Raw genomic sequence first — 17,161 nt, forward strand, 5'->3', positions numbered from 1 at the left:
AGTTATCTTCCGCCTTTACTGGCAAGCCTCACAGGACTCGGGGTTATCGAGCGAGCAGCTCACATTCGCGCTCGCAGCTGCTTGTAGGTCCACGCGATTGCCAGCGGCAACCGTAGTCTTTGCAATCTTCGTCGCCGGGCGCGACCGCAGATAATACGTCGTCTTGATTCCACGCTTCCACGCATACATATACATCGAGCTGAGGCGGCCAATGTTTGGAGACTCGGCAAAGAGGTTTAGAGACTGGCTCTGGTCGATGTAAGCGCCGCGATCCGCTGCCATATCGATCAGCGACCGCATCGGCATCTCCCACACCGTGCGATAGATCAGCTTCAACTCCTCTGGAATCTCAGCGATCTTCTGAATCGAACCCTCAGCCATCTTGATCCGTGAGCGAACCTCTTCTGACCACAACCCAAGCTGCTGCAGCTCGCCGACAAGATATTTATTGATCTGCATGAACTCGCCCGAAAGCGTCTCACGCTTGAACAAGTTCGAGATCTGCGGCTCAATGCACTCATAGCAGCCAACGATAGAGGCAATCGTCGCAGTGGGCGCAATGGCAATCAGCAAGGAATTACGCAGTCCTACTGTCTTCATCCTTTGGCGCAACAGCTCCCAGCGTTCCTTGTCGGTGGGAGTTGTGCCCCACAGCTCAAACTGAAACTCGCCCTTTGCGGCTCGCGTCTCCTGAAAGGCAGCATGAGGTCCATGCTGCTCCGCCAGGTCGCACGACGCACTTAACGCATGGAAGTAAATCTCCTCCTGAATCTTTGCTGAGAGAACTCGCGCCTCTGCGGAATCAAACGGAATCCGCATCTGGAAGAACACATCCTGCAACCCCATCACGCCAAGTCCCACTGGTCTCCAGCGGCTGTTTGCGGCTGCTGCCTGTGCGACAGGATAGTAGTTGATGTCGATGACGCGATCGAGCATCGGCACCGCATGACGCACCGTCGCAGCCAGCTTCTCGAAGTCGAATACGCCATCTGTCAGGTGACGTGCAAGATTAACAGAGCCAAGATTGCATACAGCTGTTTCCGCCGAAGAGGTCACCTCTGTAATCTCCGTGCAGAGATTCGAGAGGTGAACGATATTTCCTGCGGCGCCCGTCTGATTGTTCTTGATGTTGCAAGCGTCCTTGAAGACCATCCATCCGTTACCGGTCTCTGCGAGCGTGCGCATCATCCGTGCGTACAGATCGCGGGCCTTCACCTGTCGCCGATAGAGTTGCTTTTCCTCCGCTTCCACATAGGCTTTATCAAAATCTTCGCCATACAGATCGGTGAGGTGAGGAACATCCTTCGGATCGAACAACGACCACATGCCATCCTCGTCGGAGCGACGCATGAATAGATCAGGAATCCAGTTCGCCAGATTCAGGTTGTAGGTTCGTCGCGCCTGATCGCCGGTGTTGTCGCGCATCTCGAGGAACGATTCGACGTCTGCGTGCCATGGCTCAAGATAGACGCAGCACGCGCCCTTCCGCTTGCCGCCTTGATTTACTGCTGCGACTGAAGAGTCCAAGGTTCGTAGCCACGGCACGATGCCATTCGAGATTCCATTGGTGGCGCGAATCAGCGAACCTTCCGCTCGAACGCGATGAAATGCCAGCCCAATGCCTCCCGAAAACTTCGACAGCAACGCGACCTGCTTATAGGTGTCGTAGATCGAGTCCAACGAGTCCGCCGGAGAGTCCAGCAAGTAGCACGATGACATCTGTGAGTGCTTCGTTCCGCTGTTGAACAGCGTTGGCGAACTCGGCATGTAATCGTGCGAAGCCAGCAGCTTGTAAAACTCGACGGCCTCATTCACCCGCACCGACAGGCCCGCCGAAACCCGCATAAAAAAATGCTGTGGCGTCTCGATCACCTGTCTCGTAATTGGGTGTCGCAGCAAGTAGCGGTCATACACCGTCCGCAGGCCGAAGTATTCAAAGCGGTCGGAGAAGCGGTCGTCGATCGCGCTGTTCAGCTTGCGTACATTTGCGCCAACAAACTCCGCGGCATCCTTCGAGATCACGCCCTCGCGATGGCCTACCTCAATCGACTGCGAGAACGAATAAATATTCTGCCCGCTCACCTCTTTCGAGATCGTCGCCAGCAGCAACCGTGCTGCCAGCTTCGAATACTCCGGCTCTTCTGCGATCAGGGCAGCCGCAGTCTGAATCGAGATCGAATCCAGCTCTCGGGTCGATGCGCCATCGAACAACCCGCCAATAGTCTTGCTGGCTACACGGATCGGATCGACATGGGGCAGACCATGGCAGCAGCGCTCGACCGCGCGAACGATCTTATTAACGTCGACAGGTTCCAGAGCGCCGCTGCGCTTACGAACCTGCATCTGCGGAGCAATGTCGGCAGCAGGAAATTGTGGATCAAGGTCAGAGAGCGTCGTCTGTAGAGTCGCCACGGGGAGGTGTCCTTTCGCTCCGGGAAGACACAGATGGAAGGATCGCCGAGACAGACGCCGATCACCCCATCCTCCCCTCGGAGGCGCGTGAATTTTGTGCCATATCGGCACATCTCATGGCAGGTCTTCGGACTTTGCAGGCCACCTACTTATCCCAGCTTCCCAGCCCATTTCTTTTGATACTGGACCAGTGCTCGTACGGGATGTTCGTTCCTGCTTACCGCTGCGGGGCAGTTCCGGAATCTCACCGGGTTCCCTATTAAACCCAATTTCGCAATTGGGTGCCGTGAAGTAAAACGACTATATCAAGCGCTTTTTTATGCGTCAATCACAATATGTAGGGGCATCTGTGCATATCCGGCTATTTGCATGGAATAGCAAAACACCCTGGGTTTGCCGCGGTCAAGGCATTCGACTTTACTGAAAGAGGCACTGCGATGCACGGTATTTAAAGAGCTGCTGCTAACGAATCAATGTAGCCGCGAGCAAGGCGAGAACGACTCCATAAAGGCTGCATTCGATTTTGATCGAGGCCAGTTCTCGTTCGGGATGCAGGTCAAGTGTGAGAATGGTCGCAGAACCTCCTTGAATCGGTCTTCCTTTCCCCCTGAAGGTGGCAGGATCGAGAAGTCGCGTCTGTCCAGTACGTAGATCGACTCGTGGTGGCAGTGGAGCGTCATTGATAAACAGATAATCATCGAGCAAATAATCCTGCTCGATGGGCCACCACGTCTCCGGTGTACGCAGGACGAGCTTTGAACTGGTTCCATCCTTGTAGATCGCGCTTACCGTGCCATGTTGCATATGGCTGGCTTGCGGATAGGTCGTTCCGGCCATCAGCAGATATAGTATGCGTGCGTTGCCGGACACGGAGAATTCGATCGCCTGCTGATCGAGCTCCCATTGCGAGATGAAGGAACAATTAGGCGCAGAGGGGCTTTCCGGAGTAAGGAACGGAACATTGATGCTGGTGTGAAGTGTCCCTTTTGCATTGCGCAGACCGGTATCGTCGATAGCAGCTTGCTGATCGAAGTTAGCCCAGCCGCCGAGAAGCGTCTCGGGCAAAGCAAGTGAGCAGAAAGGCGATCGCGGTGCAGCATAAGAACGGGTAAAGATATCGTTGATATGCCCTTCAAAGAAGGGAGCCAGTTCGATTGGATCAATGATCGTGGAGGAGCTAACAGAGGCAGCAGTATCGCCGAGCAGAAGCTGTGGAGCGATTACCTCGAAGCTGATCGGAAGCCAGTATCGGCAATCCTGCTGCTGCATTCGGGCAAAGATTGTGTGGTGTCCCGGTTTGATCGCAACGCCATCTCGCAGACAAGACTGCGGATCGTCGATGAGTGAATAAGTGAGGCCGGAGGGAAGTGAAACAGTCTCATTCAAGTGATAGGTGCGGAGCACAGGGCGAGCGAGAGGAGCAACGCCATGCCAGTGGATGGATATCTTCCACGATGGCTCTGCTGCAAAACGGATGCGAATGGAGGGAGAGCCGACTGCTTCAGAATCGAAGTGAGCAGTGACAGGCCTTCCATTTGCGGTGATAACGGGGAGAGTCATCGTGGCTGCAGGCAGTATCAAAGCGAGTTCTACAGGCTTTTGCAGATGACTGACGATCTCGAACGTCTCGTTGAGGCCCTCGCGGCGCCAGGTAAAGTCGATATCGGGATGATGAAGTGCGACTTCGTTCCAGGACGCAGGAAAGCCTGGGCGGATAACGAGGGAGTTGTGCAAAAGGTCTGGCTGAATGCCATAGAGACCTTCTATCAAAGCGCGGGAAGTAATGCCGATGGGATCGCCGAAGTCGCGCTGAGACTCTTGGCGATGAACATCGAGCTGCGAGGTCATGTGCAGGTTGCCCGGGCATAGGCCCATGAACATCGAATCGAGGAGATTACCTTTCAGGAGCGCGAATGCTTCGTCTCGCATCCCGGTCTGCCAAAGGGCCAATGCAGCATGGCTGTTTTCGGCGAGCAGAAGAAGATTCAAAGACCATACGTATGGCAACCAGTCGGAACAGGGCAGAAGGAACCAATCGCCAGAAGGAACATCGGGGCCGTGGATGGGGACGTGCCGAAGTGTAGCAAGAGACTCAGCCACCATCTGCCATGCCTGTCGAGCCGAAGGAACTTCGGAATCGATGGCGTGATACATGCTCCAAAGAGCTGGATTGGTGTAGGTCGTCTGCAGGCCGAGAATGTCTTTGGATTCGGCAAAAGTGCCTTGCTCCGGAAGCCACAAGAGCTGTTGCATCGCCTCATAAATAAGGGAGGCTTCGGACTCATAGGGCGTAGGGTCCTCTTTGAGAAGCCGCGCGATGGATGCAGCAGTCTTGTTGAGAAAAAAATTATATGCGGTGGAGTGAGCAGCGCCGCCTCCATTGTATTGAAGATTATCGCTGGCCCAGATACAGGCGTAGGCTTCGTAGAGTGGAAGTTCTTTTTTGTTCGAGGTGGATTGCAGGTCGTCATAGGTGCGACGGAAGAGACGCTGCTCCCACTGGATATGACGATTGAGCGCGGGCCATACCTCCCGTGCAAATTCGAGATCACCGGTCCAGCGAAGATGCCGGAGCAGCGCGTCGAAGAAGACGAGATTCATGTCGTAGTGATTGTGCGAAATGTCACCGTTCGAGTGGAGCAGGGACTCCTTACGCGTGAGATGAGTGTTGGGATCAGCAGGCCCGGTGGCGGACGAATCGTCGGCGGAGCGCGTTGGAAGTGGTGCCAGGTTCTGCCGCGCGATCCAATGACGCAACTGCTGCTTCATGCGGTCATGGTTGCCAAGAGCATCGAGCGCATACGGGCCGCGCCATCCTGCGAGTGGGTTTCTCCAGGCGACAGCACCGTGCATGACGCATTGTTGTTGCGCGTCCCACAGAGCATCGGCAGCTATATTCAGTGCTGGAATAGCAGCGTTGATATACGCATCTGGAGTCGCAAACTGAACGGAAGAGGCTATAGCGGCAATCTGCTGACTACGAGCCGAGAAAGCTACGGCATCGTGTGCTACAGGCAATGTCTCTTGAGCAAAGACGCGGCGGATAGCGATATATAACGGTGCTGTTTCAAGCGGGACTGAACCCGTCAGAATGGGAAGCTCGCCTGCTGTTGAATTTGCAAGAGTTTCCCAATCTGTATTCCAGTCCTTTGCGTTGGCAGTGCCAAGCGTTGCTCCGGAAGGAAAGCTAAGTTGCATGCTCGCGGCGTGGCTTTGCTGATAAGCAGTAGAGCCTTCTATCTTGTAGCTATTCCCAGAGCACTCTTCCGGGCGGAGTTGAAAAAACTGGCTAACTGGTTCAACTTCGCAACCGATATCGCCGCCGCGTCGGCCTTTGCGTCCGCTGACACCTCCAAATGCCCATGTAAGCATGGTTCTCGAAGGGAGGTCTTGCGGCGTAACAGCGAGGTAGATACCCGCGCCTTCGCCTTGCGTCATGAGCTCAAGTTTTAGCAAGCCATTACTAAGCAGCCGATCTCGAATTTCATAAATCATGCGACCGGGGCGATAACGCGTCGTCACCGTATCTGCTTGAAAGGCCCATTTGGAAGTGGTTCCGTTTGCGATGCCGATGCGGAGATTTCCTCCATGTCCGGGAAGGTAGAGCGAGAACTCCGGCAGGTCGCCAGCGTCGACGCGGAAGGCGTTATTAGGACCGTAAAGAGGACGGTTGAAAAACTCCTTGCCATTTGCAATCAGAAAGTCACCGTTCTCCGGAATGTATCGAAGAGGCCGCGAGGTATTGTCTTTGAGGAGTGGTCGAATGCCACCGGAAATAACCTCAGGCGAATCGCCGGCAGAGCGCACTCGTTTTGCAGGAGCACTTTGAGCGAGAAGGCGTTCCAGCGGGCCAGTAGAGAGTGCGGCAGCAGCAGCGGAGCGGGTGAGAAATCGGCGACGCGTCCAATCAGAGAAAGAGATCATGGGAAGAAGGCACTCGAATGCTATATGCAGAAGGTTGTGCGCGGAAAAATAGGAGGCTTACAGACAACAGAAGGGTTGGAGACTTGCACGCATGGATTCTTAGGGTAAGAGGTAAACGTTCTATAAGTGGAATGCTAGGACGGCAGGAGAATTTTTTCAAATGGAAAATAAATTCCGCGAAAGATAATCAACTTGCCTTTACATCGCGATGGCGGCGAAAGATGTTTCACTGGTACAGGGGGATTTAATGAAGGCTCTTGTAAAGGCACATGCAAAACCAGGTTTGTGGCTTGAGGATGTTCCCGAGCCGGTCATCGGCATCAACGACGTTCTCATTCGTGTTCGTTATACGGGAATCTGCGGAACAGACGTTCATATCTATCACTGGGACGAGTGGGCCCAGCGCACCATTCCCGTGCCAATGACGATCGGCCACGAATTTGTCGGAGAGATTGTGCAGGTAGGCTCCAATGTCAACGACTTTCATCCTGGAGATATCGTCAGCGGCGAGGGCCACGTTGTCTGTGGACGATGCAGAAATTGTCTTGCAGGAAGAAGGCATCTCTGCGCTGCTACATCGGGAGTGGGCGTAAACCGTCCTGGCGCTTTTGCGGAATACATCGCTTTACCTATGACGAACATCTGGCGTCACCATCCTGATATCAATCAGGAGGTCGCTGCCATCTTTGATCCCTTTGGCAATGCCGTTCATACGGCGCTTTCGTTCGATGTTCTCGCAGAAGATGTTTTGATAACGGGAGCAGGTCCTATCGGCATCATGTGCATCCCGGTTGTTCGCCACGCAGGCGCGCGGCACATCGTTATCACCGATCCCAACCCATATCGTCTCGAACTCGCCCGAAAGATGGGGGCCACGCTCGCGGTGAATCCGATGGAGACGCCGATCGCAGAGGTGCAGAAGCAGCTTGGACTTCAGGAAGGCTTCGATGTCGGTCTTGAGATGTCGGGAAATGCTGTAGCGCTTCGCGAGATGATCTCGAACATGAGCCATGGTGGAAAGATTGCGATCCTCGGTATTCCTTCTAAAGCGATGGAGATCGATCTGAGGCAGGTTGTCTTTAACATGCTCACGATTAAAGGCATCTATGGGCGAGAGATGTATGAGACCTGGTACAAGATGAGCGTCCTGATCGAGTCTGGGCTCGATATCTCTCCCATCATCACGCATCGGTACTCGTACGCCGATTTTGAGCAGGGCTTTCAGGCGATGATGTCGGGAATGACGGGCAAGGTAATTCTCGATTGGACCAGCCTTATTCCTGATGCTTAAGCTGCCTGCGCTCTACTCGTCATGGGCATGGTCAACCGGAATATCTATTCCTGACCATGCCTTTTGTTGTGTCCATTGCGATGCGGGTGCCGACCAGAATGTATCTGATGGGGGCAGGCCGAGGGGCAACCACGCTGCACTGGCGAGGTAGAGGCTTCCGGTTGAGATGTAGGTTTCGCCCAGCGAAGGTTGGAGCCCTGCAAGTCCAATCTGCAGCCATCCGTCTGATGAAAACGTTCCGGCTGGTGTAAGCGTTCGATGCTGAACAGCAGTTAGAGCGCAGCGTACCTGTTGCGGAAGAACGATCTCAGGCAGCATATGGCGACGGCTGCAATCTGCGAGCAGATGAAACGCTCCGCAACGGTAGGTAATGGAGCGACCCACGATTGGGTACTCGCCTTGAGGGCTGATCACTCGTTCCTGTATCGCAGCATATCTTTGGGCACGAGCATGGATCGCAGGACGCATATTCTTCCATGCCGGCTCAGTGTCTCCCAGTGTCTCGATCAGTTGCAGCAGATAGGGATGGATCACGAAGCTATCGTAGTAGTCCGCGTGATAGTGAGGGCCATCGCCATAGGTGCCATCGCCGACGAACCACTCCATGTGTTTGCGCAGGGCATAGTCAACGCGGACTCGATCCCAATCAGCCCCCAGGGTCATCAGCAGCGCTTCATTGATTGCTGCAAACAGTAGCCAATTGTTATAACCCGGCAGCACGATGCGCTCTGCCTTCAACGCCTGGATCAGCCTCTGACGCGTGGCTGCATCTAACGACTGCACAAGTTGGCGTGGCGCACGAAGCAGCGCCAGAGCAAGAAACGAGGCGTCAACGACGGTCTGCGAGGACGCACCGAAGCGCATGTAGTCGGGCGAAGCCGGATCGACAGCAGACGTGATCGCAGCGAGCGCCCACTTCCGATAGCGACTTCGCAACGCCGTCTCCTGTTGTGATTCCTGAGCAGAGGGTTCCAGTTCGAGCCAGGGTGCGAGACCTGCCAGAAGACGTCCAAAAGCCTCAAGGGGAGAGCCGACTGCGCGTTCAGCAGCTAGTCCGGGAGCAGCCATAATCGGCATGGTTGCACGCAACTTGTGCTCGCTGAGAGCATGCAGTACAGGCTCGGAGACCTTCTCGAGATATGTAAGCCAGGAGGCTCGATCTTCCGCTCCGGAAGAGGGCACTGTGACAGAGCTTATTGCAGCAGCTTTGGTTTGGGCTGTGCCGTCTTTTGCCAGTAGAGTCGTTGCGCCGACGGCCATGGTGTTGAGTAGAAAATTACGACGGGTCTTCGAATCAGGCTGATCCATGCATCTTCCTCTGAAAGAGTTCACCAGAAGCAACCATAGGTTGTGCCCTCATCAAACGTCAAACGGTCTTCTGATCTTTCAGATTATTTCTTTAGTGAATTGATCATGTCTTTGCTCAGCGGCTTCTCGTGCAACAGTAGCTGCGTAGCTTTTACGCAGGGATTCGCATGAAACCACTGCTGCACGATGTTATCGTGCAGCAGATTTGCCACTGCCAGCAGGGACATTCCCTGGTGATGGGCCATCCATGAGCGGACCAGACGCGGTTGCTTACCTTGCGTAAAGTCGGCAGCCTCATATAAGCCATAGGCACCTGTCCAATTCATCGAGACCATACGGCGCAGGTTGTTCAGAGCATCGTTACGCAATAGCGTCAGTGCAAGATAGGTGGAGTAGGGAGAGATGACTGGCCCATCTTCTGCGCCGTACTTAAGCGCAAGCGATGGGATTCCCCATGCCTGATATCGATAGCGGCCCGAGGCCTCGGTTTCTGCAAAGCCTGACTCTGAGATGCCCCATGGAATATCGCGAACATACTCGCGCTGAATCCGTACGGCCGCCTGTAGAGAACGGGCGATCAGCGTATCGGGATAAGTCCGCATCCATAGCGCGGGCATCATGTATTCAAACATGGTCCCGGTCCAGGAGAGCAATGCGGCCCGGCCATTGACGATCACATGCGACCGGCTTAGCCGGAACCATGATTGCTGCGGCACATCTCCCTTGGCAATAGCAAGCAGCGATGCAATGCGTGCCTCTGAGGCGAGCAGATCGTAGCAAGCCGAATGAATCTCTTCCGTGGTGCTGTCATAGGCAATGGACAAGAGCTGTCGCGACTCGACCAGGAGAAAGCCGAACTCCATCGCTTCGGCGCACTGCTCGGCCCGTGCGGCAATCGTTGCTATCTCGGCGCTCAGCTGCGATAGCTTTTCCCGTGCCTGCGGCAGCAACGAACGCAGTTCTGCGGCGAGTGTGCTCAGGCTCGATCCCTCTGCATGGGTAGCCGGAGTATCGATGATGCGTCTCTCGAGCGCAGCGACATACTGTGTTGCCGTTTGCAGTGTTGGCACCTGCTTGTCTTGCTTGTTTTGAAGATCTGTCTTGTTCTCGGATGCGGCCAGGCCGAAATATTCAAATAAGGGAGCAAAACGAGGAAGCAACCACGGCGTATATTCTTCAACGAACTGGATCACAGCGTGCCGCCGACGCAAGGCCTCTTCCGCGACCCACCCCTGCGATCCAGCCTCGGTATTCGAAGAAGGCAACGGTTCTTCCATCACTCTACGAACCAGCTCCTGTATCGTCTCTAAGCTGCCGGTTTGACGGTGCTTCTCTCTGTGACGATGATGGCCCGTGCCAAACTCGCCATGGAGCATCTTGTCTAAAGATGTAAAGGTATTTGGATTGAGCAGGGGACGCTTCAGCAGATCGAGCGAACCGGCGTGCAGGGTATAGAAGGAGGCTGCAAGGTTACCGCTATCTACCGTGGAGACAACCTTTGGTGCAATGGGCTGCAGGGTTTCGATGTTGTACCAGTTATAGATATGTCCACGATGTTTTTCGAGCCTGTTATAGGTTTCCAGCGTTCCTAGTGTTTGCGTGGCAAATTCTGGAAGAGTAATAAACCCGAACTCATAAGCTGTCTGCCGTGCGTTGAGAAGCATGCCCAGATTGGTAGGTGAGAGCGTACGGACCTGGAGTGTTCCCTCTTCCTCCACGTTGTCTGGAATGAGCCAATGGTTCTCTTTATCGCCGAACTCAGAAAAATATCGCCAGATATGCAATGCCTGGTTGTGTAGAAACGATCTATCTTCTATGGATAGCGGGCCTTCGACGCGGCGCGGTGGGGAATCGAGCCAGAACACGGCAACAGGAGCGAGCGCCCAGAGGATCAACACGGGTGCCGCTGCGAGAAGTGCATGAGGATGAACCCACGCAAGAGCTCCCGCAATGAGCAGTGCAATTACTGGCGATAAGTTGAGATAGCTATCGAGCGAACTTGCCGATGTCCCCGCCTCTGCCTGAGCTGCCGTCTCCCAATCCAGCAGATTCCTGCCCGAGATCAGCGTTCGATTCAACGAGCGCACAATCGCATCCAGCGAGAGCAGCATGTGATGCGGAAGGAAGATGAGGTTCAGGATGGTGATGCCAAACGACGCGGCAAAGGTGGAGAAGCTTCCCTTGATTGCAACAATGCTTGCACTCGATACGGCCCTGCTGAAGTTGAAGCCGAGCTGAACCAGCCCAGGAAGCAGAAGAACGATCAGCGTTGCGATCGTCCAGTAAATAGGGCCGCCAGGAAGGAAGAACCATCCAAAGAGAAACAGGAGAAATGTGACCGGCTCAATTAAACTACGACGCAGATTATCGAAGATCTTCCAGCGTGAGATGGTGCTGATGGGATTGACGACAGACCGGCCCAGCCCATCGGGTACTGGGCTGAAGAGCCAACGCATGATCTGCCAATCGCCACGGAGCCAACGGTGCTTACGACGTGTGTGGGCAGAATAGTGCGACGGATAATCGTCGATAACCTCGATATCCGTGGCCAGTCCCGCACGTACATAGGCTCCTTCGATCAGGTCGTGCGAGAGCAGCGCATTGTTTGGAAATCGATTTTCCAGCAGCTCATGCAGCACGGAGACCTCGTAGATCCCCTTGCCTGTAAAGATGCCTTCTCCAAAGAGATCTTGATAGGCATCGGAGACTGCGCGCGTGTAGATATCGAAGCCGGTTTCCCCCGAATACAGCGCAGCCATCCGTGAGCGAGAGGCTGAACCTACACTTACGCCGACACGTGGTTGCAGAATTCCGTAACCAGCCGTGACGATGCGCAGCCGGGGGTCGATGATTGCCTGGTTGAGCGGATGTGCAATCGTGCCTGTCAGGCGCGCAGCCGCTCCGCGGGGTAGTTGTGTATCGGAGTCGAGCGTGATGACATAGCGCACGCGGTCGAGGAGATGAAGCGGCCCTGCCTTGATCGGGAAGGTATCAAAGGAATGGACTAATAGCTTGTTGAGGTCGAGTAGCTTTCCGCGCTTGCGCTCCCAACCCATCCATACTCCTTGACGAGCATTGAAGACGCGATGGCGATGCAACAGAAAAAAGGAGCCTCCCTGCTGTTCGGCATACTTTGCATTCAATTCATCAACCAGACGAAGCGCCAGCAGCACTAACGGATGATTGTCTTCATCCACGGGACGCGTCGTTGTATCTGGCAGATCGGTGAGCAATCCGAAGTGGATATTCTGGTCTTGATTGGCCAGATAGCGTGCCTCCAACTCTTCAAACAACTCATTGACCTGCTTCTCGTGCATGAGAAGAGTCGGAACAATTACCAGAGCTGTCATCTCCGCGGGAACACCCTTTGAGAAGTCCAACTTCGGCAGAGCCTCAGCCTTCATCAAGGCCGTAATGCTGCCATTGACCAGATCGACCGCGCCTTGTGTCACCGGCAGCAGAGCAAACAGCAACGCGCCGATCACTGCCCAGTAGTCGTGATGAGGAACCAGCGGAAGGATAATCGCAGTGATGAGTAGTACTGACAGCGTAAAGGTGCCAAGAATGTAAAACTCTTCATTCTCTTGACGCACCATCGCGCGCAACCGCTCCATCGGAGGCGGATGATAGCCAATGCGATGGTGCAGTTGCGCGACGCCTTCCGCTACGAGATAGTATCCGATGTGTGCTCTGCGCAGGGCCAGCCGAGGATCGGGGTGCGGTGTCTTTGTCGACTCGCGTGCTAAATCAAGCGCCGCCTGCGCGGTTGCGACTTCGCTGAAGTTAGCGCGGCTTGCCATCATCGCGATGCGCTGGTGATACATGCTGCGCGTCTCATCTTCCATCTTTGCGAAGGTCCCAGCCGGGTCTTCGCGCAGAATCGAATCAAATGCAATCAATGGCTCAAGCACAGGTCTCCACTCGCACTGATCGAGGCGCCGCAGCCCATGAAGGGGAGCGGAGAAAGGAGATTCTTCGATAGGTGGCAATTTCCCTGCTGCAACCGCTTCGTCTACCCGATCAAGGATGAACTCAAGTTGAGCGAGTTTCAGTGCCTGCGGCAGAAGCGTGATCTCCTGCAGCAAAAGAGGATCGCGCCGCTGGAACTGCTGCACGTAGACAGCGAGCGACTCCGGCGACCATATGCGCGCGACTGAAAGGTATCCCTCGGCCAAAAAGATAATTTGCGGCAGCACATCTCCTGAGGGAAGTCGAACATGGGGCAGCTGCGAAAATTCATCCATCGCGCCTTTTGTGCTAGTGATCGCGGCTTTTAGAACGCGCGTATTCTCAAGCATTTCAAGCTGCGGTGTTAGCTCCATGCCCGTTGTCTGCTCGCGAAATGCTGCCAGATGTTGAGTAAGCCGAGTTGTTAGCTTGCCCAAGCGTGTTTCAAGATCGGTATTACCTGTTGCCGAAGCAACAATGGACAGATGCCGAATAAGGGTGTCTGCATGTTGCCGCAGCTCTTCGTCAGGGATCGTAGGCTTTTCCGGCAGGCCTTTCGTCGGCAGATCGGGCACAGGGGCCGTTGGCGGCGGATGGCTTGCAGCGTCAGAATCATTTGGGAACAGGGACATGAAGCTTTTCCTTATCGGTGGTGCAACTGTCCCTGCAACACCTTGCAGGGACATAGGTTCTGATGACAGATTTAGTGCGCCGCGTTTACCGGTAGCTCGCAGCCTGCATTTCGAACATTTCGGCGTACAAACCGCCGGCACGCATTAATTGTTCGTGATTTCCTTCTTCTATCAGGCGTCCGCCGGAGAGAACCACAATTCGGTCTGCCATGCGGACTGTCGAGAAGCGGTGCGAGATTAGCAGCGCCATCTTACCCAGGGTTAGTTCGGCAAAACGTTCAAAAACTTCCAGCTCGCTGCGTGCATCGAGTGCTGCTGTTGGCTCGTCCAGTATAAGAAGCTGTGCATCTCGCAGATAGGCTCGGGCAAGCGCGATCTTCTGCCATTCGCCGCCTGATAGCTCTACACCGCCTTCGAAACGTCGCCCCAGTATCTGGTCGTATCCGCCCGATAGCTTTCGCACCACCTCATCGGCCAGGCTCTTGTGCGCTGCGTCTTCAAGGTCGCTCTCGCTGTGCGGCTGATCGACGCGGCCGACAGCGATGTTCTCCCTCGCCGTCATCTCAAAGCGCATGAAGTCTTGAAAGATAACGCCGATGTGCCGATGAAGGTCTTCAAGCGAGTAGTCGCGCAGGTTGACCCCATCGAGCAGGATCTCGCCCTCCGTTGGGTCATACAACCGCGTAATCAGCTTTACTACGGTTGTCTTTCCCTGGCCGTTCTCACCGATTAGAGCGATCCGCTCTCCCGGTGAAAGCGTGAAGTTGAAATTATGCAGCACGGTACGATTGGTCCCCGGATAGGTAAAGGAGACATTGCGAAACTCAAAGCCACGCCGTATCGGCACAGGCATTTTATTGCCATCGGGATTGGAGTTGACCGTGGGTTCCATCTCGAAGAAGGCGATCAAGTCGGTAAGAAACAAAGCCTGGTCGGCGATGCCCGAGACGGTCGAGAAGACTTGCTGCAGGTTCGAACTAGCCTGCTGAATCGACGTCGTGAGGAAGATGAACTTACCGAGATCATATCCCTCCGGCCCACCCTGGAGCGTCCGCCAGATAACATAGATATAAGCGCCATAGTAGCCCAGCGTGCCGATGACTCCGAGCAGTCCGCCCACGATCAGCTTCGAACGAGAGAGTGCAACATCCTCGACATAAATCTGGCGGGCAAGCGTCTCGAACTTGTCGGTAAAGAACCTGTGCAGCCCAAAGAGCTTTACCTCCTTTGCCCCTTCGCGGCTTCCCGCTACCTGGCGAAGATAGTCCATCTGCCGCTTCGCTGGCGTCTGACGAAAGTTTTTGGCATAGCCGAGGAAGGCAAAATGGGTCTCGCCGAGAAACGACGGCAGCAAACCCACGCCGAGTAACAACACTAACCACGGTGAGGCCCATGCCAGCGCGACGGTAAAGCTGAGCGTCGTAATCACCTGCTGGAATAACCGCCCCATCTGCTGGATCATCGCCAACCGGTCGGTCGCCTGCACCCGTGCCCGTTCAAGCCGGTCGTAGAAGACCGGGTTCTCATACGTAGTCAGATCAAGCCGCGAAGCTTGCTCCATTACCTTTACGCTGACATATTGCGTGTAGCGGTTAGCCAGCAGCGAGTCGGAGTAGTCGATCGCGTGGGTGATCAGACCGAAGACAACGTTCAGTCCGACCTCTGTCCCTACCAAAATCCAGAAATTGTGTGAGAGCGGCCTTCCTCGCAACACCTCTCCAATGTCCTGAACGATGAGGGCAGCCACCTTTGTGATAGCGAGAGGTAATAAAGCCACAATGACGCGTAGAACCAATCCCCACATCACGACGGCCGGGCCTGAATTCCACAGGATGCGAAGCACCGGCGGCAGGTTTCGCAAAGCGGTCAACCGGTCGCGCCAAGGGCTTTCCACTTTTTTATGAATGGGGGCTTCGTTCATAAGGTTCTATCAGAAGCTCGTTTTATTCGACGAGCATAGACTGTTGTGATGCCAATGAGCCGACATGCGTTGGTCAACCTCAGCCTGCCCTCCCCCACATCATCTCGACCGGGGCCGCAGGCGGAGTGGAGAGGCCCCTGTATTTTGCTCTTGCTTCTGCCATGAACGATTCTCTAAAGCGTCAAGCTACCCTCTGATCTGCGGTCTGGATTTTGCCTGCCCGCATTTTCTGTCAAGCCCCCAGGACATCGAAATGAGTTGGGTTGGTTCGAGTAAATATCTCATTATAAGAAACTTATCTCCCTGAAAATAAATCTTCGAAAACTGCAAATTAGTTTTATTCCATTCGTTATTCTTAAAACAGTTGCAAGCTAAACAAGAAGGCCCGGCAAATCCTTGCCGGGCCTTCCTTATTAAGAAAGGAGACTGTAGACGTAACTACCTTCAGCGAACGACCTTCGGCTTCCACAGCGACAACCGGAAAGGCAGTCCCACGGAGAATTGCAGGTTTGGTGTGTCAGGAGTCAGGCCTACACCGAAGCTCAGGTCGATGGTTCGACCCGGCGCGTAGAGATAAGAGGTGCCGAGTCTCAGAGTCCCTTCAACTAGGTATGAGCCCGGCAAAGTCGCACCATTTAACTGGGTGGCGCGAGTGAAGCGTTGGTCCCAGCCGAGAGTCATGGAGGTCTCAGTGTTGAGTGCGAGAATAGAACCCAACTGGAAGCCGTAGGAGCTGCCGGGCCGGAAGTGTCCGACCATCGTTGCGCCCGGATTGTTCGGATCGTCTGCAGGGACGGTATGCCGGCCGGCCAAATTTTCGGTGTAAGAGAGGTTGCCGAAAAAGACGACTGGATCGCTCGATTTCGCGGCGGTTAGGTTTCCCTGCACAGCATAGAAACCGGAACCGAGATTGGTCTGGCTGCTGGCAAGATCGTACGAGTTGGTTCCAGTGACGGATTTGAAGCGAATATTGGCAAGCAGATCAGGTGTGTGCCCATGCTCGAAGGTCAACTGGCGGGAGACGCCTGCCTGAATATCACCCAATCCGAACTGGCTGGCCGAGGTCTCATTGCCGAGTGCGTCGACGGTGCGATTCAGGATGTATCCGTATGGGACAGTGAAGTCCATCTGGAAGCGTTTAGGAAGACCCAGGCGGGTTGTGAATGTCGGCAGTAGAATGTCCTCTCTTACGCGCTGCGAGGTAATGTCGCCAACGACAAGAATGGGCAAAAGAGCGAACCCATCAACCGTAACGTGATCGGAGGATGCGCTGAAGTAGGAGGTCGTGTTATCGATCTCGAGCGTGCCCGGAGGCAGCAAGAGGCCGCCGCGCATTACCAGAGCCTGATCCAGCGCTTCGGTGGCGCGTCGTTCCGTCTCGTCGTAAGTGGCATTGTTGACCACAGCCTCTACCCTGGCGGAGGAGGGAACGGTTGTCGTCTCGGCGATGCGGGCAACATGTGCTGCGGCACTGGAAGAGGTATTGACCGCATTGAGGCGGTCCTCCAGCTGCTGTACCCGCTCGAGCAGATTTCGAATGATCGCGTCTCGCTCGCGCAGAGCCTGTTCGATACGTGGATCGAGCGGTTCTCGGGCAGGAGGCGCAGTGAGAGAGTGGCGTGGCGCAGTCGAATTGGATGCAGGTGCAGAGGAGCTTTGTGCCGAAACAGAGAGCGTGCCACAGCAGAGAATCGAGCCCAGGAGCAATATCTGTCGCAACATGAT

7 protein-coding genes and 1 riboswitch are annotated in these 17,161 nt (G+C 54.9%); of the genes, 1 reads left to right on the forward strand and 6 read right to left on the reverse strand.

Annotation, left to right across the window (positions count from 1 at the left end):
• Window positions 1-15 precede the first annotated feature (15 nt).
• Window positions 16-2,412: a ribonucleoside-diphosphate reductase subunit alpha gene (locus IEW09_RS03945; protein WP_229739059.1), complete on the reverse strand. Its 2,397-nt coding sequence runs from the start codon at window positions 2,410-2,412 to the stop codon at window positions 16-18.
• A 101-nt stretch (window positions 2,413-2,513) separates the two neighbouring features.
• Window positions 2,514-2,716: riboswitch (cobalamin riboswitch) on the reverse strand.
• Between the two features lie 158 nt (window positions 2,717-2,874).
• A complete protein-coding gene (locus IEW09_RS03950) occupies window positions 2,875-6,336 on the reverse strand; it encodes a DUF4450 domain-containing protein (protein WP_188552825.1) in 3,462 nt (1,153 codons plus the stop codon).
• Window positions 6,337-6,583: 247 nt separating this feature from the next.
• Between IEW09_RS03950 and tdh the strand changes: the two genes are divergently transcribed.
• Window positions 6,584-7,627, forward strand: coding sequence for an L-threonine 3-dehydrogenase (gene tdh, locus IEW09_RS03955; protein WP_188552826.1), 1,044 nt, complete (start codon window positions 6,584-6,586; stop codon window positions 7,625-7,627).
• Window positions 7,628-7,639: 12 nt separating this feature from the next.
• Here the strand turns inward: tdh and IEW09_RS03960 are convergent, their stop codons facing one another.
• From IEW09_RS03960 to IEW09_RS03975, 4 genes are all read right to left on the reverse strand, one after another.
• Entirely contained in the window at window positions 7,640-8,935 is a 1,296-nt protein-coding gene (locus tag IEW09_RS03960; protein WP_188552827.1) for a DUF2264 domain-containing protein, read from the reverse strand.
• Between the two features lie 83 nt (window positions 8,936-9,018).
• A complete protein-coding gene (locus IEW09_RS03965; RefSeq protein WP_188552828.1) occupies window positions 9,019-13,515 on the reverse strand; it encodes a glucoamylase family protein in 4,497 nt (1,498 codons plus the stop codon).
• Between the two features lie 85 nt (window positions 13,516-13,600).
• Window positions 13,601-15,436 (reverse strand): ABC transporter ATP-binding protein, encoded by a 1,836-nt coding sequence (locus IEW09_RS03970; protein WP_188552829.1) that lies wholly within the window; start codon window positions 15,434-15,436, stop codon window positions 13,601-13,603.
• Between the two features lie 444 nt (window positions 15,437-15,880).
• Window positions 15,881-17,158 (reverse strand): transporter, encoded by a 1,278-nt coding sequence (locus tag IEW09_RS03975; protein ID WP_188552830.1) that lies wholly within the window; start codon window positions 17,156-17,158, stop codon window positions 15,881-15,883.
• Window positions 17,159-17,161 lie beyond the last annotated feature (3 nt).

This window comes from Edaphobacter dinghuensis (assembly GCF_014640335.1).
GTDB classification, from domain to species: Bacteria; Acidobacteriota; Terriglobia; order Terriglobales; family Acidobacteriaceae; genus Edaphobacter; species Edaphobacter dinghuensis.